This window comes from Pseudomonas sp. WT-JTC (assembly GCF_056711565.1).
In genome coordinates this window covers 1496390-1522837 of record NZ_CM160042.1, presented here as the reverse complement: position 1 = coordinate 1522837, position 26448 = coordinate 1496390, and the positions used below count along the sequence as shown (strand labels likewise).

Annotated in this window: 30 protein-coding genes and 1 pseudogene; 14 read left to right on the top strand and 17 right to left on the bottom strand. The window is 60.2% G+C overall.

All coding sequences use genetic code 11. The annotated features are described in order from the left end of the window. Positions 1 to 144 precede the first annotated feature (144 nt). Positions 145 to 1053 (top strand): DMT family transporter, encoded by a 909-nt coding sequence (locus tag AC06G5_RS06820; RefSeq protein ID WP_413423836.1) that lies wholly within the window; start codon positions 145 to 147, stop codon positions 1051 to 1053. A 157-nt stretch (positions 1054 to 1210) separates the two neighbouring features. On the opposite strand, the gene AC06G5_RS06815 is transcribed toward AC06G5_RS06820, so the two are convergent. The 6 genes from AC06G5_RS06815 to AC06G5_RS06790 form a co-directional block, all read right to left on the bottom strand. Beyond that, the gene (locus AC06G5_RS06815) at positions 1211 to 2074 is read right to left on the bottom strand and encodes a DMT family transporter (protein ID WP_413423838.1); all 864 of its coding nucleotides are present in this window, start codon (positions 2072 to 2074) and stop codon (positions 1211 to 1213) included. A 96-nt stretch (positions 2075 to 2170) separates the two neighbouring features. Next, positions 2171 to 2335 carry a hypothetical protein gene (locus tag AC06G5_RS06810; RefSeq protein WP_162842363.1) on the bottom strand — a complete coding sequence of 55 codons (165 nt, stop codon included), beginning with the start codon at positions 2333 to 2335 and terminating at the stop codon, positions 2171 to 2173. A 227-nt stretch (positions 2336 to 2562) separates the two neighbouring features. Beyond that, positions 2563 to 3501, bottom strand: coding sequence for an aspartyl/asparaginyl beta-hydroxylase domain-containing protein (locus AC06G5_RS06805; protein ID WP_413423840.1), 939 nt, complete (start codon positions 3499 to 3501; stop codon positions 2563 to 2565). A gap of 193 nt (positions 3502 to 3694) precedes the next feature. Further along, entirely contained in the window at positions 3695 to 4669 is a 975-nt protein-coding gene (gene cysK, locus AC06G5_RS06800) for a cysteine synthase A (protein WP_413423842.1), read from the bottom strand. Between the two features lie 127 nt (positions 4670 to 4796). After that, the gene (locus AC06G5_RS06795; RefSeq protein ID WP_413703400.1) at positions 4797 to 5297 is read right to left on the bottom strand and encodes a DUF2442 domain-containing protein; all 501 of its coding nucleotides are present in this window, start codon (positions 5295 to 5297) and stop codon (positions 4797 to 4799) included. Beyond that, positions 5285 to 5515 (bottom strand): DUF4160 domain-containing protein, encoded by a 231-nt coding sequence (locus tag AC06G5_RS06790; protein WP_413423930.1) that lies wholly within the window; start codon positions 5513 to 5515, stop codon positions 5285 to 5287. Before AC06G5_RS06790 ends, AC06G5_RS06795 begins: the two co-directional genes overlap by 13 nt. Positions 5516 to 5720: 205 nt before the next feature. Between AC06G5_RS06790 and AC06G5_RS06785 the strand changes: the two genes are divergently transcribed. Together AC06G5_RS06785 and AC06G5_RS06780 are read left to right on the top strand one after the other, a co-directional pair. Beyond that, the gene (locus AC06G5_RS06785) at positions 5721 to 6566 is read left to right on the top strand and encodes an AAA family ATPase (RefSeq protein ID WP_008015962.1); all 846 of its coding nucleotides are present in this window, start codon (positions 5721 to 5723) and stop codon (positions 6564 to 6566) included. Between the two features lie 12 nt (positions 6567 to 6578). Continuing rightward, positions 6579 to 7757 carry a vWA domain-containing protein gene (locus AC06G5_RS06780; protein ID WP_413423846.1) on the top strand — a complete coding sequence of 393 codons (1179 nt, stop codon included), beginning with the start codon at positions 6579 to 6581 and terminating at the stop codon, positions 7755 to 7757. Positions 7758 to 7873: 116 nt separating this feature from the next. Here AC06G5_RS06780 and AC06G5_RS06775 read toward each other — a convergent pair whose 3' ends face one another. From AC06G5_RS06775 to AC06G5_RS06760, 4 genes are all read right to left on the bottom strand, one after another. After that, positions 7874 to 8800 (bottom strand): 5-oxoprolinase subunit C family protein, encoded by a 927-nt coding sequence (locus AC06G5_RS06775; protein WP_413703401.1) that lies wholly within the window; start codon positions 8798 to 8800, stop codon positions 7874 to 7876. Beyond that, positions 8797 to 9501, bottom strand: coding sequence for a 5-oxoprolinase subunit PxpB (gene pxpB, locus AC06G5_RS06770; RefSeq protein ID WP_413703402.1), 705 nt, complete (start codon positions 9499 to 9501; stop codon positions 8797 to 8799). Before pxpB ends, AC06G5_RS06775 begins: the two co-directional genes overlap by 4 nt. Then, the gene (locus AC06G5_RS06765) at positions 9498 to 10250 is read right to left on the bottom strand and encodes a 5-oxoprolinase subunit PxpA (RefSeq protein WP_413423852.1); all 753 of its coding nucleotides are present in this window, start codon (positions 10248 to 10250) and stop codon (positions 9498 to 9500) included. The genes pxpB and AC06G5_RS06765 overlap by 4 nt, the downstream gene beginning before the upstream one ends. Positions 10251 to 10323: 73 nt before the next feature. After that, entirely contained in the window at positions 10324 to 11610 is a 1287-nt protein-coding gene (locus AC06G5_RS06760) for an MFS transporter (protein WP_057715993.1), read from the bottom strand. 147 nt (positions 11611 to 11757) lie between these two features. Between AC06G5_RS06760 and AC06G5_RS06755 the strand changes: the two genes are divergently transcribed. The 4 genes and pseudogenes from AC06G5_RS06755 (at position 11758) to AC06G5_RS06740 (ending at position 15312) form a co-directional block, all read left to right on the top strand. After that, entirely contained in the window at positions 11758 to 12687 is a 930-nt protein-coding gene (locus AC06G5_RS06755; RefSeq protein WP_413423855.1) for a LysR family transcriptional regulator, read from the top strand. 110 nt (positions 12688 to 12797) lie between these two features. After that, the gene (locus AC06G5_RS06750; protein WP_413705531.1) at positions 12798 to 12998 is read left to right on the top strand and encodes a hypothetical protein; all 201 of its coding nucleotides are present in this window, start codon (positions 12798 to 12800) and stop codon (positions 12996 to 12998) included. Further along, positions 12947 to 13185: pseudogene (locus tag AC06G5_RS06745) on the top strand (MFS transporter); the annotation flags it as partial. The gene AC06G5_RS06750 and the pseudogene AC06G5_RS06745, both read left to right, overlap by 52 nt. Before the next feature lie 15 nt (positions 13186 to 13200). Beyond that, complete coding sequence (locus AC06G5_RS06740; protein ID WP_413703403.1) at positions 13201 to 15312, top strand: TonB-dependent receptor; 2112 nt, start codon at positions 13201 to 13203, stop codon at positions 15310 to 15312. A 44-nt stretch (positions 15313 to 15356) separates the two neighbouring features. Here AC06G5_RS06740 and AC06G5_RS06735 read toward each other — a convergent pair whose 3' ends face one another. The 3 genes from AC06G5_RS06735 to AC06G5_RS06725 are packed head-to-tail and all read right to left on the bottom strand — an operon-like array spanning position 15357 to position 17217. Next, positions 15357 to 15899, bottom strand: a complete 543-nt coding sequence (locus AC06G5_RS06735; RefSeq protein ID WP_413703404.1) for a DUF2937 family protein — start codon at positions 15897 to 15899, stop codon at positions 15357 to 15359. A gap of 11 nt (positions 15900 to 15910) precedes the next feature. Beyond that, positions 15911 to 16687, bottom strand: coding sequence for a class II glutamine amidotransferase (locus AC06G5_RS06730; protein ID WP_413423860.1), 777 nt, complete (start codon positions 16685 to 16687; stop codon positions 15911 to 15913). A 32-nt stretch (positions 16688 to 16719) separates the two neighbouring features. Beyond that, positions 16720 to 17217, bottom strand: a complete 498-nt coding sequence (locus AC06G5_RS06725) for an MFS transporter (protein WP_413423862.1) — start codon at positions 17215 to 17217, stop codon at positions 16720 to 16722. A gap of 214 nt (positions 17218 to 17431) precedes the next feature. Here AC06G5_RS06725 and AC06G5_RS06720 point away from each other — a divergent pair, with 214 nt between their 5' ends. Then, complete coding sequence (locus AC06G5_RS06720; RefSeq protein ID WP_413703405.1) at positions 17432 to 19486, top strand: S9 family peptidase; 2055 nt, start codon at positions 17432 to 17434, stop codon at positions 19484 to 19486. A 232-nt stretch (positions 19487 to 19718) separates the two neighbouring features. Beyond that, entirely contained in the window at positions 19719 to 20192 is a 474-nt protein-coding gene (locus tag AC06G5_RS06715; RefSeq protein WP_413423865.1) for a cyclic nucleotide-binding domain-containing protein, read from the top strand. On the opposite strand, the gene AC06G5_RS06710 is transcribed toward AC06G5_RS06715, so the two are convergent. Then, positions 20189 to 20479 (bottom strand): hypothetical protein, encoded by a 291-nt coding sequence (locus AC06G5_RS06710; protein ID WP_413423867.1) that lies wholly within the window; start codon positions 20477 to 20479, stop codon positions 20189 to 20191. The two genes, AC06G5_RS06715 and AC06G5_RS06710, sit on opposite strands and share 4 nt — an antisense overlap. 95 nt (positions 20480 to 20574) lie before the next feature. Between AC06G5_RS06710 and AC06G5_RS06705 the strand changes: the two genes are divergently transcribed. The 4 genes from AC06G5_RS06705 (at position 20575) to AC06G5_RS06690 (ending at position 22794) form a co-directional block, all read left to right on the top strand. Beyond that, positions 20575 to 21261: a spermidine synthase gene (locus AC06G5_RS06705; RefSeq protein ID WP_413703406.1), complete on the top strand. Its 687-nt coding sequence runs from the start codon at positions 20575 to 20577 to the stop codon at positions 21259 to 21261. A 49-nt stretch (positions 21262 to 21310) separates the two neighbouring features. Next, on the top strand, positions 21311 to 21682 hold the full coding sequence (locus AC06G5_RS06700; protein ID WP_007898702.1) for a YajD family HNH nuclease: 372 nt from the start codon (positions 21311 to 21313) through the stop codon (positions 21680 to 21682). Between the two features lie 198 nt (positions 21683 to 21880). Further along, positions 21881 to 22351 carry an RNA methyltransferase gene (locus AC06G5_RS06695; RefSeq protein ID WP_007911337.1) on the top strand — a complete coding sequence of 157 codons (471 nt, stop codon included), beginning with the start codon at positions 21881 to 21883 and terminating at the stop codon, positions 22349 to 22351. Between the two features lie 80 nt (positions 22352 to 22431). Further along, positions 22432 to 22794, top strand: coding sequence for a YgaP family membrane protein (locus AC06G5_RS06690; RefSeq protein ID WP_413423871.1), 363 nt, complete (start codon positions 22432 to 22434; stop codon positions 22792 to 22794). A gap of 116 nt (positions 22795 to 22910) precedes the next feature. Here AC06G5_RS06690 and AC06G5_RS06685 read toward each other — a convergent pair whose 3' ends face one another. Beyond that, positions 22911 to 24140 carry a hypothetical protein gene (locus AC06G5_RS06685; protein WP_413423873.1) on the bottom strand — a complete coding sequence of 410 codons (1230 nt, stop codon included), beginning with the start codon at positions 24138 to 24140 and terminating at the stop codon, positions 22911 to 22913. A 35-nt stretch (positions 24141 to 24175) separates the two neighbouring features. Further along, a complete protein-coding gene (locus tag AC06G5_RS06680) occupies positions 24176 to 24625 on the bottom strand; it encodes a YcgN family cysteine cluster protein (RefSeq protein ID WP_008015986.1) in 450 nt (149 codons plus the stop codon). A gap of 164 nt (positions 24626 to 24789) precedes the next feature. Between AC06G5_RS06680 and AC06G5_RS06675 the strand changes: the two genes are divergently transcribed. Further along, complete coding sequence (locus AC06G5_RS06675) at positions 24790 to 25383, top strand: nitroreductase family protein (protein ID WP_007984791.1); 594 nt, start codon at positions 24790 to 24792, stop codon at positions 25381 to 25383. A gap of 124 nt (positions 25384 to 25507) precedes the next feature. On the opposite strand, the gene AC06G5_RS06670 is transcribed toward AC06G5_RS06675, so the two are convergent. Further along, positions 25508 to 26440: a D-2-hydroxyacid dehydrogenase gene (locus AC06G5_RS06670; RefSeq protein WP_413423876.1), complete on the bottom strand. Its 933-nt coding sequence runs from the start codon at positions 26438 to 26440 to the stop codon at positions 25508 to 25510. Positions 26441 to 26448 lie beyond the last annotated feature (8 nt).

The window sequence follows — 26448 nt, the reverse complement described above, 5'->3', positions numbered from 1 at the left end:
AGCCAGTGAACCGGGTGCAGGAGAAGCGTAATTTTCCGGCCGCCGCGTCATCGACGCCCTGAAGAGTTCAACGTCCGGTTTTCGGTTGCCATCGATCTCACACTCAGCAACACTTTCGCCCCTCCCTCAAGGAAGGAACGCACTGTGAACCCCGTCGATATTTTCCGTTTACTGTCCCTGGCGGCCATTTGGGGTGCGAGTTTTCTGTTCATGCGCATCATCGCCCCGGTGATCGGCTCCCTGCCTACTGCGTTTTTCCGCGTGTCGATTGCCGCGGTCGGGCTGTTGGTGATTCTTGGCCTGATGCGCACCAGCTGGGATTTCAAAGGCAAACTCAAGACCGTGATGCTGCTCGGGGTGATCAACTCCGGCATCCCGGCGACCCTGTACTCCGTTGCCGCCCAAGTACTGCCCGCCGGTTATTCGTCGATTTTCAACGCCACCACGCCGCTGATGGGCGTGCTGATCGGCGGCCTGTTTTTCCATGAAAAGCTCACCGCCGCCAAGCTCGGCGGAGTTTTTCTCGGGCTGTTCGGGGTCGGCGTGCTGACCCGCGCGGGCCCGGTGGCGTTCGATATCGGGTTGTTGATGGGCGCCGTAGCCTGCCTGCTCGCCACCACGTGCTACGGTTTTGCCGGTTTCCTGGCCCGGCGCTGGCTCGATCAGGCCGGTGGTCTCGACAGCCGTTTGTCGGCACTGGGCAGCATGCTTGGCGCGACGCTGTTCCTGCTGCCGCTGTTCGGTTACAGCGTGATCAGCCAGCCACCGGCGAGCTGGGGCGGTTGGAGCGTGTGGCTGTCGTTGCTGGGCTTGGGTCTGGGCTGCACGGCGTTTGCCTACATTATTTACTTCCGGCTGCTGAGCTCGATTGGTCCGGTGAAATCGATGACCACGACCTTCCTGATTCCGCTGTTCGGGGTGTTGTGGGGGGCGATGTTTCTCGACGAGCCGCTGTCGATGGCGCATATCTATGGCGGGGTGTTGATTGCGCTGGCGTTGTGGTTGGTGTTGAAGCCGGCTGCCGTGAAACCGGGTTTGGTGACTGACCGATAGTTTTATAGTGCTGCTTATGACGCCTTCGCGAGCAAGCCCGCTCCCACAGTGATTCGAGTCGTACACAAATTTTGTGTTCAGCACTTGAACCTGTGGGAGCGGGCTTGCTCGCGAAGACGGCCGATCAGACGCCAAAAATCACAAAGTTTGTCCGCAATTAAGCGGTTTTACGGAAGACGAATACCAGACCGACGATGATCAACAGCATGCCGAACAGGCTCAACATCGCCAGGCGATTGCCAAAGATCAGATAGTCCATCACTGCCGTTACCGCCGGCACCAGGTAAAACAGGCTGGTGACGTTCACCAGATTGCCTCGAGCGATCAAGCGGTACAGCAACAACGTCGCCAGCACCGACACCACCAGCCCCATCCACAGCACCGGCAGGATGAAACCGCTGCCGTGTTCGAAGTGAAACGGCTGGAAGGGTACGAAGACCCCGCATAACAACAGCCCCGCGAGGTATTGCACCGGCAGCGTGCCGAGGGGATTGTCGGTGATGCGTTTCTGCATGATCGAACCGAACGTCATGCTCGCCAGCGCGAGCAAACCGAAAAGCATCCCGGCTAGCGACATCCCGGCCAGTCCGATGCCCTGATAAACCACCATGATCAACCCGCTCAGCCCCAGGGCCAGACCGAACATCCGGCTCCAGGAGCGCTGACGCTCCATCAGCACCACGGTGAGGATCGGCTGCACGCCCATGATGGTCGCCATCACCCCGGGCGTGACCTTGAGGTCGAGGGCCAGCAGATAGAAAATCTGATAAGCCCCCAGCAACACCACGCCCGTGGCCATCGCATACATCATCGGTTTGCCGCCCTTGGGCAGCTTCAGCTTGAGCAACGGCACCAGCAACACCAGGCCGCAGAGCGCAATGACGAAACGGAACATCAGGAAGGCGAAGGGCGACGCGTGGGCCAGGCCCCATTTGGAGAAAATCGCCCCGCTGCTCCACAGCAGAACGAACAGGCTCGTGGACGCCGCCGCGAGCGCGGACTTTTTCGAAAGGACAAGCATGAATACCACCTGTAGTCAGGCAAAAAGCCAACTCAGCCGAAGCTGAAATTCAGTCGTTTTTTTCAGGCAGGCAGGGGACCAGCAGAAAGCAGCTGATCAGCCCGAAATGCCAACGCCTGGCGGCGAGACCACCGCGCACACTGGCGTGCGACTGACAGGAGGGGGGTAATGACTGATCTGCCCGGGCTGCTGATTCCCGCACGGCACGACGCCAGCGTTGACCGCTGAATCGACTACCGCGTTGATGAGGGATGCAGGCATTGGGCTGATCTTTGCTCGAGGGATAAAAACGTGAGTCCGAACTCACCGTGCGCCGACTATAACCAGCGTTCGACATGGATTGCAACGACTTGGCCAACAGGCCAGTAACGACAGTCGGCTCAGAGTCCGCATTGTGCAGCTTTTTTTTGGGGGGGCTCTGGATTCCGTGAAGAATCATAAAAAAACCGCTCACTACGAGCGGTTTTTTTTGTTTCCAGGAGCGCCTGTCAGCCAAACAGCCAATACCCCAACAACGTCAGCACCGCCACCGCCAGTACCGGGCGTAGTACACGGTAGGCCTTGGGATTGCGCCGCTTCCATTGCTTGACCACACCACTGAATTTGTCGCTGGAGTTCTTGCTCCAGGCATAGGCCTGGTTGATCCCGCCCACACGCTCGTCGTCCAGGTTCTGAGGAGCGGTGGCGCGACCCAGCCAGGCGCTGATACTGCGATTGATGCGGGTCATGAAGCGATTGCTCAGTGGACGCTCGATATCGCAGAACAGGATGACCCGGGTCTTTTCCGTTTCATTCTTGACCCAGTGCACGTAGGTCTCGTCGAACATCACGTCCTCGCCATCGCGCCAGGCGTAAACCTGACCGTCGACAAAGATGCGGCAATCATCGGAATTGGGGGTGGACAGGCCCAAGTGATAACGCAGGGAACCGGCAAACGGATCGCGATGCGGGTTGAGATGGCTGCCGCCCGGCAGCAGCGCGAACATGGCGCCTTTGACGTTGGGAATGCTGCTGACCAATTCCACGGTTCTCGGGCACAAGGCTGCGGCCGAAGGCAGCGGTTTGTCGTACCACTTGAGATAAAACCGCTTCCAGCCCTTCTTGAAGAACGAGCCGAAACCGGCGTCGTTGTTCTTTGCCGCCGCACGGATATACCCCTCGTCGAACAAGTGCATCGCTTCGTCGCGAATCACCTCCCAGTTGTCCCTGAGCACATCCAGTTCCGGGAACTTGCTGCGATCCAGATACGGTTTCGAAGGCACACCGGAAAACAGGTACATCAAGGCGTTATAGGGAGCGAACAGCGCCGAATGGTTCACGAACTGGCGCAAAACCGGCAGACGCGCCTTGCCGCGTAAATGCACATAGAGGGTGCTGCCGAGAAACAGCAGCAACAACGAGGCCTTCGCGGCAAACGATAAGGTCATCAACAACTCCTTTGAAGATAAGCGACACGTGCGCCACGTCCATTGTCCGACATGGCTGCTGGCATGATAAACACTACCGACCCGATGAAAAACCTGCACTTTTCAACATTCAATGTTAATGAATGTGCAACAAAGCATTTCTTAACATAAAACGCCTGAACGCGGGCTGATGCAGATCAGCAATGTTCAGCACTTACTGCTGATTCTCCTGTTCGGTGAACAGATCACTGAACAGCATGCTCGACAGGTAACGCTCACCGGAGTCCGGCAGGATCACGACAATGGTCTTGCCCTGCATTTCCGGGGTTTCCGCCAATCTTACGGCCACTGCCATGGCGGCGCCGCAAGAAATCCCGGACAAAATCCCTTCTTCCTGCATCAAGCGCAAGGCCATGGCCTTGGACTCTTCGTCGCTGACCAGCTCCACCCGATCGACCATCGACAAATCGAGGTTCTTCGGCACAAAACCGGCACCGATGCCCTGGATCTTGTGCGGGCTCGGCTTGATTTCTTCACCGGCCAGGGCCTGGGTGATCACCGGCGACACCGCCGGCTCCACTGCCACCGAGAGTATCGGTTTGCCCTGGGTATTCTTGATATACCGTGAAACTCCAGTGATGGTTCCACCGGTTCCGACGCCTGCCACCAGCACGTCGACCGCACCGTCGGTATCGTTCCAGATTTCCGGGCCGGTGGTCTTTTCGTGGATGGCCGGGTTGGCCGGGTTGTCGAACTGAGCCGGCATGAAGTACTTCGACGGGTCGCCGGCAACAATTTCACCGGCTTTCTCGATGGCCCCCTTCATGCCTTTGGCCGGCTCGGTCAACACCAGTTCGGCCCCCAGTGCCTTGAGCACCTTGCGGCGCTCGATACTCATGGACGCCGGCATGGTCAGCATCAGTTTGTAGCCACGGGCGGCAGCCACGAAGGCCAGGCCGATACCGGTATTGCCGGAGGTAGGTTCGACGATGGTCATGCCCGGCTTGAGTTTGCCACTGCTCTCGGCATCCCAGATCATGTTCGCGCCGATCCGGCACTTGACCGAGTAACCGGGGTTGCGCCCTTCGATCTTGGCCAGGATGGTCACACCACGCGGCGCAATGCGATTGATCTGCACCAGCGGCGTGTTGCCGATGGAGTGGGCGTTGTCAGCGAAAATGCGGCTCATGGCTGGGTCCTTAACGACAGCATTGAAATAGGGCATCAAGGTAAGCCTCTTGCCAGCAGGCGTCCAGTCAGGTCGGACGTCCGCTTATCAGTGCGGTCTATGGCTTTGGATCGAAGCCGGATGCAGGCTAATTTTTGCGCGTGACGATGTACCGGCCAGCGCCTTCTGCCGCACGGGGCGAATTCGCTTGCAGTTGCAGGAAATCCCAGCCCAGGCAGGCCAAGGCTAACGATCGCGGCACCTTTTCGCGACCACTGCTGTATCGGGTGATGCTGCGGGTACTGACCCCCAGTGCTTCAGCCGCCTGATGAAGCGGTAACCCGGTGCGAGCACGCCAATCAATAAAGATCCGGGTGTTTTCGTCGACGGCATTTTGTGCCAAGACATCCAGGTAGAGAGTGTCCGCGCCAATCTGGATATCAAGCTCAGGCCATTCGACACTCCAGCCATCGTCACCCAGCGCAGCATGATCAAAGGCGACTCCCTGCAAAGGTTGGAGGCCTGGATAGGCATGCAGGTCGCAGCTCAAATCGAGCATCAGCTGCTGACCATTGATAAACGTCAGCGCCAAACGATAATCCGACAGCGCTTGCACTGCCGATAGCCGTGGTCGTTTCATGGGTAGCATCGTTTCCAATCCTCCAGCAATTGAGTCTGGTGGGCTCTGACCCAGTCCAGAGCTTCCCTGAGAATCAGTGGCGGCGCCTTGCCCACCATCACTTCGGCAGTTTCCAGGCTCAGCATGACGTCCAGCCCGCCACCCGTCAGATGAACGTGTGGCGGCGGATGATCCTTTTCACGCAACTGAATGCGATACGTATCTCGAAATCGGTATTTAGTAGACATGCCTGGCATGGTATCGCCAACTTGGCGATACCAACATACTGGCCAGCAGTCGAGACTGAGTCAAGATGTGACGCTCCATTCAGAGACTGAATAAGCCGTCTGCGTTCACAGTCGACCGGACACCGCGTTATAGTCGGGGCTGACTCTTTTATTGCGCCCCCGCCCTGCCGCGTTCAGGTCGGCGTTACCGTTCGAGGATTAGCAGATGAAGTTCGAAGGCACCCAGGCCTACGTCGCCACCGATGACCTGAAGCTGGCGGTCAACGCCGCCATCACCCTGGAGCGGCCGCTGCTGGTCAAGGGCGAACCGGGCACCGGCAAGACCATGCTCGCCGAGCAACTGGCCGAATCCTTTGGCGCCAAGCTGATCACCTGGCACATCAAGTCCACCACCAAGGCTCACCAGGGCCTGTACGAGTACGACGCGGTCAGCCGCCTGCGCGATTCGCAGCTGGGCACGGAAAAGGTCCACGACGTTCGAAACTACCTGAAAAAGGGCAAGCTCTGGGAAGCCTTCGAATCCGAAGAGCGGGTGATCCTGCTGATCGACGAAATCGACAAGGCCGACATCGAATTCCCCAACGACCTGCTGCAAGAACTCGACAAGATGGAGTTCTACGTCTACGAGATCGACGAGACCATCAAGGCGAAAAAACGCCCGATCATCATCATTACCTCCAACAACGAGAAAGAGCTGCCGGATGCGTTCCTGCGCCGCTGCTTCTTCCACTACATCGCGTTCCCGGATCGCACCACGATGCAGCGGATCGTCGACGTGCATTACCCGGACATCAAGAAAGACCTGGTCAGTGAAGCGCTGGACGTGTTCTTCGATGTGCGCAAGGTGCCGGGCCTGAAGAAAAAGCCTTCGACCTCCGAGCTGGTCGACTGGCTGAAACTGCTGATGGCCGACAACATCGGCGAAGCGGTGCTGCGCGAGCGCGATCCGACCAAGGCCATCCCGCCGCTGGCCGGTGCGCTGGTGAAAAACGAACAGGACGTGCAACTGCTGGAGCGTCTGGCGTTCATGAGCCGGCGCGGCACCCGCTAAGAGGCTGATGCCATGCTGCTCAACCTGTTCAATGAAATGCGCGCAGCCAAGGTACCGGTCTCGGTGCGCGAGCTGCTGGACCTGATCAATGCGCTGAAAAAGCGCGTGACCTTCGCCGATATGGACGAGTTCTATTACCTGTCCCGGACGATCCTGGTGAAGGACGAAAAGCATTTCGACAAGTTCGACCGGGCGTTCGGAGCCTACTTCAATGGCTTGGAAAAACTCGACGACCACCTGCAAGCGCTGATTCCCGAAGACTGGTTGCGCAAGGAGTTCGAGCGCTCGCTGACCGATGAAGAGCGGGCGGCGATCCAGTCCCTCGGCGGCCTGGACAAGCTGATCGAAGAGTTCAAGAAACGCCTGGAAGAACAGAAGGAACGCCACGCCGGTGGCAACAAGTGGATCGGCACCGGTGGTACCAGCCCGTTCGGCTCCGGGGGGTTCAACCCGGAAGGCATTCGGGTCGGCGACGCCGGCAAGCGCCAGGGCAAGGCGGCCAAGGTCTGGGACCAGCGCGAATACAAGAACCTCGACGACTCAGTCGAGCTGGGCACCCGCAACATCAAGGTCGCCCTGCGCCGCCTGCGCAAGTTCGCCCGTCAGGGCGCGGCGGAAGAGCTGGACATCGATGGCACCATCGATCACACCGCCAAGGATGCGGGGTTGCTGAACATCCAGATGCGGCCGGAGCGGCGTAACACCGTCAAGCTGTTGCTGCTGTTCGACATCGGCGGCTCGATGGATGCCCACGTGAAGATTTGCGAGGAGTTGTTCTCGGCCTGCAAGACCGAGTTCAAGCATCTGGAGTACTTCTACTTCCACAACTTCATTTATGAATCGGTGTGGAAGAACAACATGCGCCGCACCTCCGAGCGCACGTCGACCATGGACCTGCTGCACAAGTACGGTGCCGACTACAAAGTGATCTTCATCGGCGACGCCGCCATGGCGCCCTACGAAATCACCCAGCCGGGCGGCAGCGTCGAGCACTGGAACGAAGAAGCCGGTTACGTGTGGATGCAGCGGTTCAAGGAGAAGTACAAGAAGCTCATCTGGATCAACCCGTATCCGAAGGACACCTGGGGCTACACCTCTTCGACCAATATCGTGCGGGACTTGATCGAGGACCAGATGTATCCGCTGACATTGCGCGGGCTTGAGGAAGGGATGCGGTTTCTTTCCAAATAATCTCTGCTGTCTGTTCAGACGCCTTCGCGAGCAAGCCCGCTCCCACATTGGATCTTTGTTGTACACAAGACTCCTGTGGGAGCGGGCTTGCTCCGGGCGGCGTTCCGACGAAGCTTTTAGCCGTTCAAAAAGCGCCGCAAATACTCGACCTGTTCGCGATGCGCCACTTCCTGCACCACCGGCCGCAACCGCACCCGCGCGCCCGGCAAACATTGCGCCAAGCGCGCCAGCGCCAGCGGCGTCAATGCTCCCAGACGCGGATAACCGCCAATGGTCTGCCGATCATTGAGCAGCACGATCGGCTGCCCGTCCGGCGGTACCTGCACCGCGCCCAACGGGATGCCTTCGGAAATCATCGGCTTGCCCTGGTACTGCAACGCCGGGCCCAACAGGCGAATACCCATTCGGTCGGCACGGCTGTCGAGGCTCCACGCGCTGTTGAACGCATCGAACAGGCTCTGCCCGCTGAACTCGCCAATCTGTGCACCGAGGACCAGGTCCAACGGAGTATCAAGGTTCAGGTCCGGCCGCTGGTCTGCGGTCATTTCGCGCAGCAACATCACCGAATTGCCCGAGTAGCTCAAACACGCACCTTTACCCAGCGCATGACCCATTCCGTCCAGGCCGCCAAGCTCCTCACGGACTACCGTCGCGATGCTGCCCAGTACTTTCGGTGCATCAAACCCACCCGGCGCCGCCAGATAGGCTCGGGCGCCGAGCAACGGTTGAGTGAATTGCAGACGCTGACCTTTATGCAGCCTGAAACTGCGCCACGGTGCCAGCGCCTCGCCGTCCACCTGCGCGCCAAGATCCGCTCCGGCCAAGGCCAGCACGCATTCTTCCTCGGCAACGACGGTAAACCCGCCGAGGGTGATTTCGATCACCGGCGCATCCAGTCCGTTGCCCAACAGCCAGTTGGCCCAGGACATCGAACGCCAATCGGCCGCGCCACCCTGGGTCACGCCCAGATGCCGCACGCCGAATCGACCAGCGTCTTGCAACAGGCACAGCGGCGTACTTGTTTCAATCGTCAGACGGCTCATGCCTGCGCCTCCAATGGCGTGTCGTCACCGCCCAGGTTAATGAACTCGGCATGGCCGACTGCTTCGAACCGGACGGTGTCGCCGGGTTGCATCAGGCTGTAGCCGTCGCGGTTGCGATCGAACAATCTGGCCGGCGTGCGGCCAATCAGATTCCAGCCGCCTGGCGACACCACCGGGTAAGCCGCCGTTTGCCGTTCGGCGATGCCGACACTTCCGGCGGCGACTTTCTTGCGTGGCGTGCTCAGACGCGGCGCAGCGAGCACCTCTTCCACCAGCCCCATGAAGGCGAAGCCCGGCGCAAAACCCAGGGCGAACACCTGATATTCGTGCTCGCTGTGACGACGGATCACCTCCTCCACCGCCAATCCGCTGCGTTGCGCCAACAGGCTCAACTCCGGTCCGACGCTCAAGTCATACCACACCGGCAACACATGACAGGTACCGCGAGTACGCGCATTGGGCGACAGATCGATCAGCGCCATGGCAATCAACTCCCGGGCCTGGGCAGGACTCAGTGCGGTCAAGTCGTAATGCACCATCAGTGTGGTGTAGGACGGCACCAGGTCGATCAGATGCGCACCGAATGCCGTACGCAGACTTTCACTGGCCGCCAGCATCCACGGCATGTTGGCTTCGGCAATTTCATCGAACAGGCGCACCATCAGGCAATCCAGCGCCACCACCTCCACCCGCAGCTTCATGACGCACTCTGCCGGTTCAAGGCTTCACGGATGCGTTGCACGGCAGCGACCGAACTGGCGTTGTCGCCGTGCACGCAAAGGGTGTTGGCCTGCAAAAGCAGGGCGCTGCCATCGCTGGCGGTGAGCTGATCGCCACGGGCAATGGTCAGCGCCTGCTCGATAATCTTTTCCGGGTCGTGATGCACCGCTCCCGGCAGTTGGCGCGAGACCAGCCTGCCCGCGCTGTCGTAAGCCCGATCGGCGAAGGCCTCGAACCACAGCGTGATGCCGTATTCATCGCCCACTTGTTGGGCGGCGCTGTTGTCTTTGGTCGCCATCAACATCAATGGCAGATTGCGGTCGTAGGACGCCACCGCTTGCAAGACGGCGCGCAACTGCACCGGGTTGGCCATCATGTCGTTGTACATCGCGCCATGGGGTTTGACATAACTGACCCGGCCGCCCTGGGCCCGGCAGATGCCGTCGAGGGCGCCGATCTGGTAATGCAGAATGTCTTGAAGTTCCTGGGTGGCATACGCCATGGAGCGGCGGCCAAACCCCACCAGATCCTGATAGGCCGGATGCGCGCCAACTTGCACACCGTGGCTGAGGGCCAGGCTGACGGTCTTGCGCATGACGCTCGGGTCGCCGGCGTGAAAACCGCAGGCGATGTTGGCGCAATCGATGAAGGGCATGATTTCTGCGTCCAGACCCATGGTCCAGCTGCCGAAACTCTCGCCGATGTCGCAGTTCAATAGCAGGCGGCTCACGCTGAACACTCCTGTAGGCTTTATTCTTTTTTGCTGCGGGACATATCTATAAGACACGCCCGCAGGTTATCAGTTACTGAGCGTCGAGTTGCTTGCCACGGGTTTCCGGCAGGCTCAAGGCCGCGAGGATCACCACGCCATAGGAAACCGCCGCAAAGGCACCGATGCCCACGCTCAGCGGCACAGTCTGGCTGAGCAAGCCGATCAGCAGCGGGAACAACGCCGCCAGCGCGCGGCCGATGTTGTAGCAAAAACCCTGGCCGGAACCACGAATGCGTGTAGGGAACAACTCGGTCAGGAATGCGCCCATGCCACTGAAAATCCCCGAGGCGAAGAAACCCAGCGGAAAGCCCAGCCACAACATCACGCCGTTGCTGACCGGAAGTTGCGTGTACAGCAACACAATGGTGAACGAGCCGACGGCGAACAGGATGAAGTTCTTTTTGCGTCCCAGAATGTCGGTCAAATAGGCGCTGATGACATAACCGACGTAGGACCCGACAATCACCATCGCCAGATAACCGCTGGTATTGAGTACGCTCAAACCGCGTTCATTCTTCAGGAAAGTCGGCAACCAGGAAGTGATGGCGTAGTAGCCACCCAGCGCGCCAGTGGTCAGCAACGAAGCGCGAATCGTGGTGAACAGCATGCCGGGGGCGAAGATCTCGTAGAACTTCGACGGATTGCTCGGTTCCTGTCTGGCCTTGGCTTCACGATAGATTTCCGGGTCCTTGACCAGACGGCGGACGAATATCACGAAGATTGCCGGCACGATGCCGAGGATGAACAGCGCACGCCAGGCGTCTTCCGGTGGTAATACCGAGAACAGCAGCGCATACAGAATCGCGGTAAGCCCCCAACCCAGCGCCCAGCCGGACTGCACCATGCCAACGGCCTTGCCACGGTCCTTGGCACGAATGACTTCACCGATCAGCACCGCCCCGGCCGTCCACTCGCCACCGAAACCGAAGCCCATCAGGGTTCGTGCGATCAGCAGTTGCTCGTAGCTCTGGGCAAAGCCGCAGAGAAAGGTGAAGAACGCAAACCACAACACCGTCAGTTGCAGCGTGCGTACACGACCGATGCGGTCGGACAGAATCCCTGCCACCCAACCACCGATGGCCGAAGCGATCAGCGTACTGGTATGAATCAGCCCGGCTTGACCGGTGGTGATGCCCCACATGGCAATCAGGGTCGGCACCACGAAGCTGAGCATCTGCGTGTCCATGCCGTCCAGGCCATAGCCGATCTTGCAGCTCCAGAAGGTGCGGCGTTCCTGCTGATTGATGTTGCGATACCAGTCGAAAGGTCCCGGGCGGGCCGAGGCTTTCGGAATGGCGGTGGTGTCGGGCGCACTCATGGCAAATCTCCGCGCTGATTTTATTGGTATTGTTCTGAGCCCCGACGACGCCTATCGTTGGGAACCGGATGCGTCGATTCTTGGATGCGCGCCCCTGCTGCGTCCAACTAATAAAAACCCGCCCTAGACATAAGAAATCCTTATCCCATGAACCTGAAGTTTCTCGAGACCTTTGTCTGGGTCGCCCGACTCAAGAGTTTCCGCCTGACCGCCGACAAGCTCTTCACCACTCAGGCCTCGATCTCCAGCCGCATCGCCGTGCTTGAAGGTGAGCTCGGGGTAAAACTATTTCTGCGGGACTCGCGCGGCGTGAGCCTGACGCCCGAAGGTCTCAAAGTGCTTGATTACGCCGAGCAGATGATGGACACCATGCAGGCGCTCAAGCAGTCGATCGAGACCCGTTCGAGCAAGGCCGGACGGGTGCGCATCGGCGTGATGGACACGGTGATCCATACCTGGCTCAGCCCGTTGGTGGCGCAGATGACCGATCACTACCCGCTGGTGGAAATCGAGCTGGTGGCCGATACCTCGCTCAACCTCTGCGATCAGCTGCAAAAAGGCTTTCTCGATGTGATCCTGCAAACCGACCTGCTGCGCCATGAAAGCGTGCGCAGCCTGGAACTGGCCAGCCACCCCATGGGCTGGATCGTCGCCAGCAATTCCCTGTACAACCGCGAGTATTCAGGCGTCGCCGATCTGGCGAACGAGCGAATCATCACCTACTCGAAAAACTCCCATCCGCATCAGGAAGTGCTCGCCCTGATGCAGGCCAATGGCGTGATGGCGCCACGGTTGAACTGCGTGAATTCGGTGTCGGCGATTACCCGTTTGTTGCGCGACGGTTTCGGCATCGGCGCATTGCCACCGGTGCTGGTGGCCGAGGAACTGGAGCGAGGGGAATTGACCTTGCTGGACATTGAGCAACGCCCGCCCAACCTGCAAGTGGTGGTGTCATGGCGGGTCGGCGCAGAGTGGGTCGAAGAGATCGTGACGTTGTGTCAGCACGTAGTGGAGCACTATGCGCAGAAGGTGGGCGAGCACTACATGGTCTTGAGCAAACCCCTGGCCAGCCTCTGAAAAGGCCCCTCACTGCACAAGTAGCAATCACTATCATTTGCATTAATATTTTGAAAATGTATTCTCTGCGCGCATTCAGCTAAACCACTGTCCAGAAGGAATCGGACTTGATGCGCGCTTACACGCAAAAACAGCAGCAATTGCTCTCGCACTGGAGCGAAGCCCTCGGCACTCCTGCCTTCCAGTCCCACCGCATCACCCTCGACCCTTTGAGCAATGCCCTGGAGCCCGCCGCCCAGCGCTGCTTCCAACGCCTGATCCGGCTTACACCTTGCGTCTCATCGAGGGCGTTGCCTGGCTCTGCCCCCTGACGCTGGCAGCCACGGCACGGGCTAACGAATAGTTGGGTTTTCTCATCAGCCGGTTGCTCTGGGCATCTGGCAAGGCGCACTGCTCCCTGTCGCTTACGCACTGGCCGCCGCCGGGATCCGCCGGGTGCGCTCGTTCACCACCACACCCCGCCCGGCAATCGTATCTACCCACACTTATCACGACTAAAAAAAAGACCAACTCATGACCCGAACCAAACTTTCCTTGCTGATTCCGCTGCTCGGCTCCGTCAGCGTCCAGGCCTGGGCCGAGGACACCGACCAGCAGCCCGGAACATTGAACATGCAAGCCACCGTCGTTTCCGCGACTCGTAGCGAAGCGACCATTGCCTCGATCCCAGGTTCGGTCCAGGTGATCGACGAACAACAGATCCGCCAACAGAGTGGCGCGGGACGTCGGGTCTCCGACATCCTGGGACAACTGGTTCCTGGCCTGGCGCCGTCCAGCGGCGGGATGAGCAACTTCGGCCAGACCCTGCGCGGGCGCAACATGCTGGTGTTGATCGACGGCGTGTCGCAGAACGCCACGCGTGACAACTTCCGCCAGCTCAACAGCATCGCACCGGCCAGTATCGAACGCATCGAGGTGGTTTCCGGCGCCAGCAGCATTTATGGTGCCGGTGCTTCGGGCGGCATCATCAACATCATCACCAAGCGCAATCAGGGTCAGGACCTTGCCTACAGCAGCAAACTGGGCCTGACCAGCGGCAACAACCTCAACAGCAAGGGTTTCGCCTACGAGGCCTTTCAGAGTGCGACCGGGCGCAAGGATGCCCTGGACTGGTACGTGTCCGCCGACCTGACCCAGCGCAACGATCAGTTCGACGGCAATGGCAATCGCATCCCTCAGGACACCTCCCAGGGCAGCAACATGGACACCGAAACCTATGACCTGCAAGGTCGTTTCGGTTACGAACTGGATGCCGACAAAAAACTCAGCCTGTCGCTGCAGGACTACAAGGACCAGCAGGACACCGGCTACACAAAAGACCCGAAAAACCTGCAACAGGCCGTGGCGGTCAAGGGACTGAAACTCGACGACCAGCCCTACACCCATAACCAGGCGGCCAACCTCAACTACACCGATAACGACTTCTACGGCCAGGGCCTGCAACTGGAAAGCTACTGGCGCCGGGCCGACGCGCTGTTCTTCCCGGACCTTTCGCGGGGCAAGGCCGGGATCGCCGACAACAACAGCGTGCAGGATGTCTATGGGTTGCGTGCGGCCATCGACACGCCGTTGCCGGCCATCGGCAGTGCCACAGGCAACCTGGTCTGGGGCGCCGACTATGATCACGAACGCTCCCGCCAACGCGGTGACCAATACACCCTCAAAGGGCTGACCTACACCAAGACCGGCACCACTTACGAGATGGGCCCGGATATCGAGACCACCACCAAGGCGCTGTTCGGGCAGATGTCCTGGGACATCGCAGACTGGACCTTGCGTGGCGGCGTGCGCCGTGAATGGATCGAAAGCGAGGTCTCCGACAGCATCGCTTACGGTCAGATCGTGCAGACCGGCGTACGCGCCATCCTGCCCGGGGACACCCTCAAATACGACGCGACGCTCTATAACCTGGGCGCGGTCTATCACCTGAGTGAACATCAGGACGTCTTCGCCAATTACAGCCAGGGCTTTTCGCTGCCGGACATCCAGCGCTTCTTGCGTGACGTGAGCAGCACCTTCGACATCCAGAGCCTCAACGCCCAGGCCATCAAGGTCGACAGCTACGAGCTGGGCTGGCGCGGTGACTGGGACAAATGGCAGGCCGACGTCACCGTCTATGAAAACACCTCGGACGTGACCCAGTTCTACGATGCCAATAGCCGTGTCTTGCGTCTGATCAATCAGAAGGAGCGGGTTCGCGGCATCGAAAACAGCCTGACCTACCGCGCGACCGATCACTGGTCGGTGGGTGGCACCTATGCCTGGGCCAAGGGCGAGACCCAGCAGAACGGGAAATGGATCGATCTGCCGGCGACACGCATTTCACCGGCCAAAACCACGCTGTTCGTCGGCTACACCGAAGACGACTACAGCCTGCGCCTGCAAGGCATGCACCTGGCCAGTTACGACGCTGCCGCCAAGGACAACAACGGGCGTGACATTGAAGGCTATACGCTGGTGGACCTGCTCGGCTCCGTGTACTTGCCTGTCGGTCGCCTGGAAGGCGGGGTGTACAACCTGACCAACCGAACGTACGTCAACCTGTTCGCCCAGGCCAACGCCAAAGCGCCATTCCCCAACGCCGAAGGCCGTACCTTGAGCCTGACCTATTCGATAGATTGGTAATCAAGCAAGGAGCCGGCTTGCCGGCTCCTTGACGTTCGACGGTGTTACAACCCCCGCAAATCCCGCTCTTCGATCGGCCGACTCTGACGCAGACGCTTGCCGCCCAGCACCACCCAGTCAATCAGGCGGAACAGGCACTCCAGGCCAAACGACAGCAGCAAGGCGCCGCTCATGCCCCAAGCCATCGCTTCGGGCGTCAACAGGATCTGGTAGCTGTAGCCATTCCAGGTTTCCTTGCGGATGTCCGGATCAGCGGCCAGCACCACTTGCAGGAAGCGGATGTACCACGGTCCTTGCATCGCCTGGAATTGCTTGTCCAGCGCCAGTTGGCGGGTCAGCAGGTTGCTCAGGCTGTCGGCGTCGCTGCGAAAGATCGGGTCTTCGCTGGCACGGTAATGGGCCACCAGGGCCTGCATGTCACCTTTGAAGAACTGATTGGCGGTGCTCTGAAAGCCGCTCAATCCGGCTTGCGCCTCGATCAGATGGGCTTCGACCCGCTTGGCGTAATCGCTGATGAAGCCCGGCACCTGGACACCGATCAACAGGCCCGCCGCAAACAACACCAGCCGTAGATAACTGAGCAACATGCAAGGAGTCCTTATTCGGTCGTGCCCTGACTGACGCATTCGCCGCGTCGCCACAGGCTCCATTGACCCGGTTCGTAACGGGTCCAGGTTTCGTTTTCGGTCAGGGGTTCGGTGGCGATGACGGTGACCACATCGTTAGGCGTGGTTTCGGCCTGAAAGTCGACGATCACGTCGACATCTTTCAAGCGTGCCGGGCCAAACGGTGCACGACGGGTGATCTGCGCCAATTTGGTCGAGCAATAGCAGAACAGCCAGTCGCCGTCGCTGAGCAGACAGTTGAACACACCTTTGCTGCGGTACTCGGCGCAGGCGGCGACCAGGTCCGGCAACAGTGCTTCGACCTCGACCGGCTCGGGGAATGCCCCACGCACGCGGTTGAGCAAATCGCAGAACGCCGCTTCACTGTCGGTGTCACCCACGGGGCGATAGAAACTGGCCGCGGGCTGAAAGTCCGCCAACTGGCCGTTATGGGCGAAACACCAGTTGCGTCCCCACAACTCACGGACGAACGGATGTGTGTTGGACAGGCAGACCTTGCCGACGTTGGCCTGGCGGATGTGCCCGATCACCACTTCGCTCTTGATCGGATAACGCTGCACCAGGTTCGCGACTTCCGACTCGCAGCTTGCCGCCGGGTCCTGGAACAACCGCAGCCCACGGCCTTCATAGAAGGCAATGCCCCAACCATCGCGGTGTGGGCCGGTGCGTCCGCCGCGCTGCATCAGCCCGGTAAAGCTGAACACGATATCGGTCGGGACATTGGCACTCATGCCCAATAACTCACACATGCTCGGACTCTCGCTCAATCGCAGGGGCAAGGTTACAAACGGGGTTCGACTCGCATCCGCTGAGGATTGCTCGGCACGGGTGGACGACCGTAACGATCATCGCCGGCACCGCCGAACGGTTGATCATGCTCAGGCTCGTCGGCACGGACGGCGGCTTTGGTGGCAGCCTCGCGCTCCTTGCGGGCATTGGAGGCACGTTCGATGGGGAAACGGATCGCCACCAGCACCAGATAGAGGCCGAACGCGATCATGCCGTACATGAACAGATCGGAAATCGCCCGCCAGGCGTTATTGCCGACCTTGAACAGCAGGTCGAGCGCAGTAATGGCGACGGCCGGTGCGATTTTATCCTTGACCGGATCGATGATGGTCGGGCTGAACAGCAACACTGCCATCGCCAGCCGCAGCGGCTCACGCAGCCAACGCCACATCCAGCGGGTCAAGCGCATCCACACCAACAGGCAGCCCAAAGCGGCAAAGGCGTAGAGGCCCCAAGCGATCAGATAGTCGTTCTCGGTCATGGTGTCCATGGCAAGGCAGGCAAAGAGGCGCTTATGATAACGGCTTTTCGCCCATCAGGCTGCATCAATGCCTGACAGTTAAGCGCGGCCCTGTGGGAGCGGGCTTGCTCGCGAATGCGGCTTATCATTCAACAATGATATTGACTGACCCGACGCCTTCGCGAGCAAGCCTGCTCCCACAGGTTGCCAAGCCCCTATTCCGTACACTGCTCGAGAGCCCTTCATGCCCCTATCCGCCAACACTTGCGACGCTCCGATTGCCCACAAGGCTGATGGCTCCGACCCGTATGCCTGGCTGCAAGAGCGCGACACCGATGCAGTGCTCGACTACCTGAAAGCCGAAAACCGCTATCAGGAAGCGCAGACCGCCGACCAGGCCGGGCTGCGCGAAACCCTGTTCGAGGAGATCAAGGGGCGGATTCTCGAGACCGATTTGTCCCTGCCCTCGCCATGGGGACCGTATCTGTACTACACCCGCACCATGGCGGGCGATGAATACGCCCGGCACTACCGCTGCCCGCGTCCGGCCGATGACAGCCTGACCCTCGACGAAAGCCGCGAACAACTGCTGCTGGACCCGAACGAACTGGCCAACGGCGGCTTCTTTTCCCTGGGGGCGTTCAGCATCAGCCCGGATCATCAGCGCCTGGCCTACAGCGTCGACTCCAGTGGCGACGAAATTTACACGCTGTTCGTGAAGGAACTGTCCGACGGCCGCGTCAGCGAGCTGGAATTCCAGGACTGTGACGGCAGCATGACCTGGGCCAACGACAGCCTGACGCTGTTCTTTGGCGAACTGGACGACACCCATCGCCCGCACAAGCTGTATCGCTATCGACTGGACGGCACGGCGGCCGAAGAAGTGTTCCATGAACCGGACGGTCGCTTCTTCATGCATTGCTACCGCTCAAGCTCCGAGCAGCAATTGCTGCTGTCCGTGGGCAGCAAGACCACCAGCGAAGTCTGGGTCCTCGATGCCGCCCAGCCCCAGCAGGCGTTCACCTGCCTGGCACCACGGGTCGAGGATCATGAGTACGACGTCGACCACGGTGCACTCGACGGTCAATCGACCTGGTTCATTCGCAGCAACCGTGACGGTATCAATTTCGCCTTGTACACGGCCGTCGATACCGGCGCCGCGCCGACCGTAGCCAATTGGCAGAACCTGATCCCCCACAGCGACACGGTGATGATCGACGGCATCAGCCTGAACACCGGGGCCATGACCCTGAGCCTGCGGGTCGGCGGCTTGCCGGTCATCGAGGTTCATCCGCAAGGCCTGGCGCCTTATCGCGTGCAACTGCCGGATGCGGCCTATAGCCTGCATGTGCAAAACAGCCTGGAATTCGAAAGCCAGCGGATTCGCCTGCGCTACGAAGCGTTGAACCGTCCGGCGCAAATCCGCCAACTGGACCTGGCTTCCGGCGAGCAGAAAGTTCTCAAGCAAACCCCGGTGCTCGGCCCGTTCGATGCCGACGACTACGTCAGCCAGCGTCTGTGGGCCACCGCCCCGGACGGTACGCAAGTGCCCATCAGCCTGGTGATCAAGCGCACAGACCTGGGCAAACCCGTGCCGCTGTACCTCTACGGCTATGGCGCCTATGGCGAAAGCCTCGACCCATGGTTTTCCCATGCGCGCCTGAGCCTGCTGGATCGCGGCATGGCGTTCGCCATTGCCCACGTGCGTGGCGGTGGCGAACTGGGGGAAGCCTGGTATCGCGCCGGCAAGCAGGAGCACAAGCACAACACCTTCAGTGACTTTATCGCCTGCGCCGAGCACCTGATCGCCCAAGGCTTTACCACTGCAGCGCAGTTGGCGATCAGCGGCGGCAGCGCCGGTGGCTTGCTGATCGGCGCAGTGCTCAATCAACGGCCGGAGCTGTTTGGCGCCGCCATCGCCGAAGTGCCGTTCGTCGACGTACTCAACACCATGCTCGACCCTGACCTGCCATTGACCGTTACGGAATACGACGAATGGGGCAACCCTGAAGAGCCGGACGTCCATGACCGGATCAAGGCCTATGCCCCTTACGAAAACGTCACCGCACAAGCTTATCCGGCGACCCTGGTGATCGCCGGTTACAACGACAGCCGTGTGCAGTATTGGGAAGCCGCCAAGTGGGTGGCGAAACTGCGCGCGACCAAAACCGACAGCCATCCACTACTGCTCAAGACAGAACTGGGTGCCGGGCATGGCGGGATGAGCGGTCGATATCAGGGATTGCGTGACGTAGCACTCGAATATGCATTTTTGTTCAAGGTTTTGGGCATTGCCTGAGGAACCTGGCGCGGTGTGCCGGTCTTAATTGCGTACACCGGCGGCCGATATAACACAAAACCCATGTGGGAGCGGGCTTGCTCGCGAAGGCGGTGTGTCAGTCAACATCTCTGCTGAATGTTACTGCCCCTTCGCGAGCAAGTCGGATCGCCGCACCGCCGCTCCCACAGGGGATTTGCGGTGACTTCAAATTCGAGCCAGTAACAGACACAACAATAAAGACCGTGACGACATGTCTGAACCAACTTTTCTGAACAACGAAATTCGCGACTGGCTGATGGATTGCGGCCTGTTCAATCAACTGCTGCCGGCGGACCTTGCCGCGGCTTCGGGCTACTTCAGTATCAGCAGCATTGCCCAGGGCGAGGAGATCTTCCAGGAGGGCGATGCCGGCAGTTTCATGTGCATCATCCATACCGGTCAGGTGGCTGTGCAGAAAACCACCGCTGACGGGCAGCGAGTCACCATCGCCACGTTGCGCAGCGGCCGCTCGTTCGGCGAAATGGCCGTGCTCGACGGCGAACGGCGCTCGGCCAGTTGCGTGGCCGCAAGCAATTGCCAGTTGCTCAACCTGGGCAAGGACTCGCTGGAAAAAATGCTCAACGACGCACCGAAAATCGCCGCCAAGATCATCCGCGCCCTCGCCGTGTCCCTTTCCAAACGCCTGCGCATGGCCGACGGCCAACTGCTTTCGCAGCAGGTCTAGCCACCCGGCGACTTGATTTTCGGCGGATTGGGCTCCAGGCCCGGTATCGGCTGGTCCTTGGCCGGCGGGCTCGGCATTTCAATCGGCACCAACGGCGGACCGCTACTGCCAGGGCCGACTTTAGGCAAAGGCACCGGGCTGATTTGCGGGTACGGCGTGGGTGTCGCAGTGCCGGGTGAACCGGGTACCGGTGCGGGGCTTACGGGAATCGATTGCAACTGTTGAGCCTGCACTGCAGTTATCGAGAGCGCAGCCAGGGCAATGGCCGTTAGAATAGTGCGCTTCATCAATGGCTCCGTTGGCCTTGTCGTCATGAACAGGCTACTCCCAACTGCGTCTGTTTGCCCTCCCCTGTGCAGCCAATTTTCTTCAAGTGAGCCCCATGAAACGTTTCGTTCTGCTGGACACCACTCCCATTCCTGAAAACGGCGGTGCCCTGTGCCTGTTCGAATACGGCGAGGATTTCGTCATCAAGATCCAGGGTGGCGATGGCGGACAATTGATGAACACGCGCATGCATGGCTCCGAAGATGCCCTGGCCGAGATCCCGTGTCGCAAAGTCGCCGGTCGACCAAACTCACGGGTGCTCATCGGCGGCCTGGGCATGGGGTTCACCCTCGCTTCGGCGCTCAAGCACCTGGGCAAGACCGCTGAAGTGGTGGTCGCCGAACTGGTCCCCGGTGTCGTGGAGTGGAACCGTGGACCGCTGGGCGAGAAGGCTGGCAATCCGCTGCTCGACCCGCGGACGGTGATTCGCATGGAAGACGTGGCCAAAGTCCTGCAAGCCGAACCCCAGGGCTTCGATGCCATCATGCTCGACGTCGACAACGGCCCCGAAGGCCTGACCCAGAGAGCCAACAGCTGGCTGTACTCCGCCGGTGGCCTCAGTGCCTGCGCCAAGGCCCTGAGACCAAAAGGTGTACTGGCGGTCTGGTCGGCCAGCGCTGACCGGCAATTTTCCGACAAACTGAAGAAAGCCGGCTTCAAGGCTGACGAAGTGCAGGTCTTCGCCCATGGCAACAAGGGCACCCGCCACACCATCTGGATTGCCGAGAAGCTCAAGGGCTGAGCTAAACTTCGCTTAATACCGTCATTAGTCTTTCTGCAAAGGTGAACCCATGAGTTCGTCCACCCCGACCAACACGTCCAAGCTGGATCGCATCCTCGCCGACAACCAGCGCGACAAGGAAATGGGCTACCGCGACAAGGCCCTGAAGATGTACCCGCACGTCTGTGGCCGCTGCGCCCGTGAGTTCTCCGGCAAGCGCCTGAGCGAACTGACGGTGCACCATCGCGACCACAACCACGACAACAACCCGCAGGACGGCTCGAACTGGGAGTTGTTGTGCCTGTACTGCCACGATAACGAACACTCGCGGTATACCGACCAGCAGTATTTCGACGAAGGCTCCCTCAGCACGCCGAAAATCGCCAAGGCCACGCATAATCCATTTGCGGCGCTCGCCGGGTTGATGAAAAAGGAAGACTGAAACTCTTCAGCGCCTGAACTGGCCTCTTCGCGGGCAAGCCCGCTCCCACATTGATCCGCGTCCGTATGGGCTCCTCGGTCAACTGTGGGAGCGGGCTTGCTCGCGAAAACAATCGCCTCGACACCGCCAATCTCAAACCGAACACCCCCGCCCCAATCCCCGTATAATCGCGCTTTTTTCCCGAAAGGCACCCCGCTCGTGGCAGACAAACGGTACAGCTGCATTGGTTTGTATAACCCCAAATCACCGGAAAACGTAGGTTCGGTGATGCGAGCCGCTGGCTGTTATGGCGTGGCATCGGTGTTCTACACCGGCAAGCGCTATGAGCGCGCCGCCGACTTCGTCACCGATACCAAGCGCGTGCACTACGACATCCCGCTGATCGGCATCGACGACCTGAAGAAAATCCTGCCCCTCAATTGTGTGCCCGTCGCCGTGGAACTGGTCGAAGGCGCTCGCCCGTTGCCGGAATACACCCACCCGGATCGCGCGCTATACATCTTCGGCCCGGAAGACGGATCGCTGGACAAAGAGATTCGCGACTGGTGTGAAGACGTGGTCTACATTCCGACCACCGGTTGCATGAACCTGGCCGCCACGGTCAACGTCGTGCTCTACGACCGCATGGCCAAGGGGCTCAATACCCGCTCCGGGCCAAAATTCCGCTGAATCGCCGCACATCCGATTGAACGAGCTGCCTGCCCGGGCAGTCAGCTTGTCTATCGATCACTGAAGCCTGGAGACAGACCATGAGCGAACTCAAACCCGTCGAGCGTATCGAATCCACCCCGTTCCAGGGCCCCTCCGGGCAAAACGTGCAGGGCTGGGAACGCATCGGCTCCCTGGCCGGCGGCGTGGTGATGGTGGGCAAGGGCCTGCGTCGTGGCGGGATCTTTGGCCTGATCCAGGTGGCCATCGGCGGCGTCGCCCTGGCGCGCGGCGTTACCGGCCACAGTTCGGCGAAAAGCCTGCTGGAGAAAGGCCGCCAGGACATGAACAACGTGCGGGCGAAAATCCAGCGGGCGGGTGAAGAACTGAGCCAGTTGAAGGCCAATGCCGAGGCGGCGACCAAAACCGCCAACGTTACCGGCAAGCCGAAAGCCGGGGTTTGAATCCGGATTTGCGCTGAGGCAACCGGCCTCTTCGTCGGAACGCCGCCCGGAGCAAGCCCGCTCCCACAGGTTCAGCGCAATCCATGTGGGAGCGGGCTTGCTCGCGAATGGCGGTGTTACTGAATCAACTCGGTACTGAGCACTTTTGAAGAACCACCGATCACGCTCTCGCTGAGCTGAACAAACGCCTTGGTATCGATATCCCCCTGCCGCATCGCCCCGCGCAACACATCGTCCAGCGAACGCTTGTTATGGGTTTTCAGGCGAATTTCGCGATCCAGCTCCTGCAGCAACACCACTGCCCTGGCCAGCTGCGCCGGGTTGATCCACTCGCCGCGCAGCGTGGTGACTTTCTGGCTGATCATGACCAGCTTGCCGTGCAGACTCTCGTAGCGTTCATCGCTCATGCCGCCGGCCCGGCGTACCAGTTCTATAGCGTAATACTCGGCAAAGCCTTCACTGATCCAGTCGCTGCGCTGCGTGCCGTTGATCCGCCCGAACATCTGGGCCAACTCACGGACCAGGGCACTGCTGCCACTTTCGCTGACCAGCGGCAGGTGACTGTTGAGATAGATCGACTCGTGCGCCGACTGACTGCCGCGCCACATTGGATCATTGGCCCCGACGATCAGCAGTTTGCCAGGGTGACGCGGATACAGCGCCTGCACTTGCGGCCAGACGAAGGTCAGCAGCGTCAGCACATCCATTCGCCGCATACCCTGCCCCAGTGGCGAGGCGACGGTGACTTCCGTCTCGCCCAGACGCGTACGGCGGCTGCCAAGCTGGCCGGCGAGCATCCAGCCCGTGGGCCGATCGAACAGTCGGGAGGGGTTATCGATACGGAATTTGTTCTGACCAATGCGCGGCCACGCGGTTTCAACGCTTTTCCAGCCACCGGGCAGCTCGAACTCAAGGCGTGAAACCAGTTCGATGCCATCCTGTTGATCGAGTTTGGCCGCCGGCACCAGATCTTCGCCGCGCATCAACGCCCAGTCTGGCGTCATGCGCGTGTCGAAGCTGCCGCTCTTGCGCCCGTGGCTGATATTCACGCGGTAGGTCAGGCTGGCCTTGTCAGCAGTCGGACGCCAGACTCCTCGCGCCGCTTTGCCGGGGGTCAGTTGCCATTGGCCGTCAGCCTTGAAATCGCTGTAGCGGCTGCCATCGCCGAGGTCAAAATCCAGGCTGCGCACCGCCGAACCCTGGGCGAGCGTCAGGCGCACTTCGGCCTGATCGCTCTGCGGCAACAGGTGCACGTGATAATCCAGATTGACCTTGTTCGCTGCCCATACGGGCGAACTCACGGTCAGTAATCCAATGAACCACGCCTGCCGCCATCCCACAGCCATACACACTCCTTCGTGAAACGTTAACCGTCAGGCTGTCAGCCGGCGCGGAAAATCAGGTGATCTTCCCAATCGTCTTCCGGCACGCTGCCTTCGGCGAGCATGCGCCCGGACTGGGAAATCCGCTCGTGATGTACGGCATCGCGATCACCGCACACCAGGTGATGCCACAACGGCAGGTCCTTGCCTTCACTGACCAGGCGATAGCCGCAGGTCGGCGGGAGCCATTTGAATTCGTCGGCCTTTCCCGGCGTGAGCTGGATACAGTCCGGCACAGAGTCACGACGGTTAGGATAGTCCGTGCACTGGCAGGTTTTCAGGTCCAGCAATTTGCAGGCGATGCGCGTGTAATAAACGCTGTTGTCGTCTTCGTCTTCAAGCTTTTGCAGGCAGCACAATCCACAGCCGTCGCACAGCGACTCCCATTCCTCCTGATCGAGTTGATCGAGGGTTTTGCGTATCCAGAACGGTTCTACTTTGGCGGCCATGGTTCGAGCATCGACATCAGGTGGTGAAAAGGCCGCCAGTCTAGTGCCCGAAGCCCCTTGGGCCAAGCATTGGCGACTGTCGGTAGAACGGGCTTGTCAGTTTTCGCGCTGCCAAGTAGGGTTTTGCGTCGCTCCCACTTTCAAACGTAGCAAGGAATCTCTTGATGAGTGCCAACCCACGCGTTGCCGATTACGCCATTCACCCTCAGTTCACCGATCGCTGGTCGCCCCGTGCCTTCACTGGCGAAACGATTCCGGAGGAAACCCTGCTGAGCTTCTTCGAAGCCGCCCGCTGGGCACCCTCGGCCTACAACTCGCAGCCGTGGCGCTTCCTCTACGCACGTCGCGACACGCCGAACTGGGAGCGTTACCTGGGCCTGCTGAACGAGTTCAACCGCAGCTGGGCGCAACACGCTTCGGCCCTGGTGATCGTGATTTCGAAAACCACCTTCGCCGTGCCTGGCGCCACCGAAGAAACCCCGGCCCTGTGGCACACCTTCGACACCGGTTCCGCCTGGGGCCACCTGGCCTTGCAAGCGAGCCTGAGCGGCTGGCACACCCACGGGATGGCCGGTTTCGACCAGGAACTGACCCGCAAGGAGCTGAACATTCCTGAAGGCTACGCCCTGCACGCCGCCGTCGCGGTGGGCAAGCTGGGGGACAAGGCAAGCCTGGCGGACTACCTGCAAGCCCGTGAAGAACCCAGCCCGCGTCGTCCATTGAGCGAGTTGGCGGCTGAAGGCGACTTCACCCTCTAAGCCACACTGCAAAACCAATGTGGGAGCGGGCTTGCTCGCGAAAAGGCCGTGTCAGACAAAGATATGTTGAATGACACAACGCTTTCGCGAGCAAGCCCGCTCCCACATTTTTGATTGCGGCGAATCAATACCCGCGATCGAAATCCACTTCCCCGCGCAACGCCTCTCCCGCCTGATACGCCCGCAGGTTTTCGACAAACAGCTTCACCATCATCGACGGCGAAGTCGGTGCCGAACTGTGGCCGGTCAGCAGCAGGCCCCAGGCCGTCCAGAATGGATGACGCTGGGGCAATGGTTCCTGACGGCATACATCGATCACCGCACCCGCCAGATGCCCTTCCTTCAAGGCATCCACCAGTTCCGCATCGACCACCGCCACACCGCGCCCGGCATTGATGAACAACCCGGTCGGCTTGAATTGCCTGAACAGCGCCGCATCGTAGATATCGTGGGTGTCCGGCGTGTTCGGCAGCAGATTGACCACGTAATCGACCTCACCGACCAGCCGCGGCAGGTCCGCCAGTGAACCGACTTCGATAAACGGTGCCTGCTGACGCGCGCTGCTGGCAACGCCATACAACTCGACGCCAAACGGCACGAGGAACTGCGCGACACTTTGACCGATGTCACCCGTGCCGACGATCAACACCTTGCGCCCCGCCAGGCTCTGGCCATGGCGGCTGTCCCATTTGCGCTCGACCTGGCTGACCAGTCGCGCCAGCACTTCACGCTCGTGACCGAGCATATACGTGAGCACGTACTCGGCCATGACCTGGCCGAAGATGCCGACTGCACGGGTCAGCCGATAGTGCCGCGGCAAACCATCGGCCAGCAGCGGCGTAATGCCGGCCCAGGTCGATTGCAGCCATTGCGGCTGATGGCCCTGGCGTAACAGGGTCGCCAGTAAATCAGGCTGGCCGAGCCACACCGGACAATCGGCGGCCTGGCTGGCCAGTTCGGCGGAGTCACCGCTGGTCAGCACCTCCAGATCCGGTGCCGCCTCGCGCAACAGTCGGGCGTACACAGGGTGGTCGTGTTCAGCAATCAGGACGCGCATGCTTCAAA

Coding starts and splice junctions, on each gene's coding strand:
- AC06G5_RS06805 (WP_413423840.1), bottom strand. CDS start 3,501: ATGACCTTATCGTTTGCCGCGAAGGCCTCGTTGTTGCTGCTGTTTCTC.
- AC06G5_RS06760 (WP_057715993.1), bottom strand. CDS start 11,610: ATGAGTGCGCCCGACACCACCGCCATTCCGAAAGCCTCGGCCCGCCCG.
- AC06G5_RS06705 (WP_413703406.1), top strand. CDS start 20,575: ATGAAACGTTTCGTTCTGCTGGACACCACTCCCATTCCTGAAAACGGC.
- AC06G5_RS06730 (WP_413423860.1), bottom strand. CDS start 16,687: ATGTGTGAGTTATTGGGCATGAGTGCCAATGTCCCGACCGATATCGTG.
- AC06G5_RS06675 (WP_007984791.1), top strand. CDS start 24,790: ATGAGTGCCAACCCACGCGTTGCCGATTACGCCATTCACCCTCAGTTC.
- AC06G5_RS06670 (WP_413423876.1), bottom strand. CDS start 26,440: ATGCGCGTCCTGATTGCTGAACACGACCACCCTGTGTACGCCCGACTG.
- AC06G5_RS06750 (WP_413705531.1), top strand. CDS start 12,798: ATGCGCGCTTACACGCAAAAACAGCAGCAATTGCTCTCGCACTGGAGC.
- AC06G5_RS06710 (WP_413423867.1), bottom strand. CDS start 20,479: ATGAAGCGCACTATTCTAACGGCCATTGCCCTGGCTGCGCTCTCGATA.
- AC06G5_RS06735 (WP_413703404.1), bottom strand. CDS start 15,899: ATGTTGCTCAGTTATCTACGGCTGGTGTTGTTTGCGGCGGGCCTGTTG.
- AC06G5_RS06810 (WP_162842363.1), bottom strand. CDS start 2,335: ATGCCTGCATCCCTCATCAACGCGGTAGTCGATTCAGCGGTCAACGCT.
- AC06G5_RS06680 (WP_008015986.1), bottom strand. CDS start 24,625: ATGGCCGCCAAAGTAGAACCGTTCTGGATACGCAAAACCCTCGATCAA.
- AC06G5_RS06715 (WP_413423865.1), top strand. CDS start 19,719: ATGTCTGAACCAACTTTTCTGAACAACGAAATTCGCGACTGGCTGATG.
- AC06G5_RS06725 (WP_413423862.1), bottom strand. CDS start 17,217: ATGGACACCATGACCGAGAACGACTATCTGATCGCTTGGGGCCTCTAC.
- AC06G5_RS06720 (WP_413703405.1), top strand. CDS start 17,432: ATGCCCCTATCCGCCAACACTTGCGACGCTCCGATTGCCCACAAGGCT.
- AC06G5_RS06775 (WP_413703401.1), bottom strand. CDS start 8,800: ATGAGCCGTCTGACGATTGAAACAAGTACGCCGCTGTGCCTGTTGCAA.
- cysK (WP_413423842.1), bottom strand. CDS start 4,669: ATGAGCCGCATTTTCGCTGACAACGCCCACTCCATCGGCAACACGCCG.
- AC06G5_RS06700 (WP_007898702.1), top strand. CDS start 21,311: ATGAGTTCGTCCACCCCGACCAACACGTCCAAGCTGGATCGCATCCTC.
- AC06G5_RS06780 (WP_413423846.1), top strand. CDS start 6,579: ATGCTGCTCAACCTGTTCAATGAAATGCGCGCAGCCAAGGTACCGGTC.
- AC06G5_RS06755 (WP_413423855.1), top strand. CDS start 11,758: ATGAACCTGAAGTTTCTCGAGACCTTTGTCTGGGTCGCCCGACTCAAG.
- AC06G5_RS06685 (WP_413423873.1), bottom strand. CDS start 24,140: ATGGCTGTGGGATGGCGGCAGGCGTGGTTCATTGGATTACTGACCGTG.
- AC06G5_RS06795 (WP_413703400.1), bottom strand. CDS start 5,297: ATGCTACCCATGAAACGACCACGGCTATCGGCAGTGCAAGCGCTGTCG.
- pxpB (WP_413703402.1), bottom strand. CDS start 9,501: ATGAAGCTGCGGGTGGAGGTGGTGGCGCTGGATTGCCTGATGGTGCGC.
- AC06G5_RS06690 (WP_413423871.1), top strand. CDS start 22,432: ATGAGCGAACTCAAACCCGTCGAGCGTATCGAATCCACCCCGTTCCAG.
- AC06G5_RS06790 (WP_413423930.1), bottom strand. CDS start 5,515: ATGTCTACTAAATACCGATTTCGAGATACGTATCGCATTCAGTTGCGT.
- AC06G5_RS06785 (WP_008015962.1), top strand. CDS start 5,721: ATGAAGTTCGAAGGCACCCAGGCCTACGTCGCCACCGATGACCTGAAG.
- AC06G5_RS06815 (WP_413423838.1), bottom strand. CDS start 2,074: ATGCTTGTCCTTTCGAAAAAGTCCGCGCTCGCGGCGGCGTCCACGAGC.
- AC06G5_RS06740 (WP_413703403.1), top strand. CDS start 13,201: ATGACCCGAACCAAACTTTCCTTGCTGATTCCGCTGCTCGGCTCCGTC.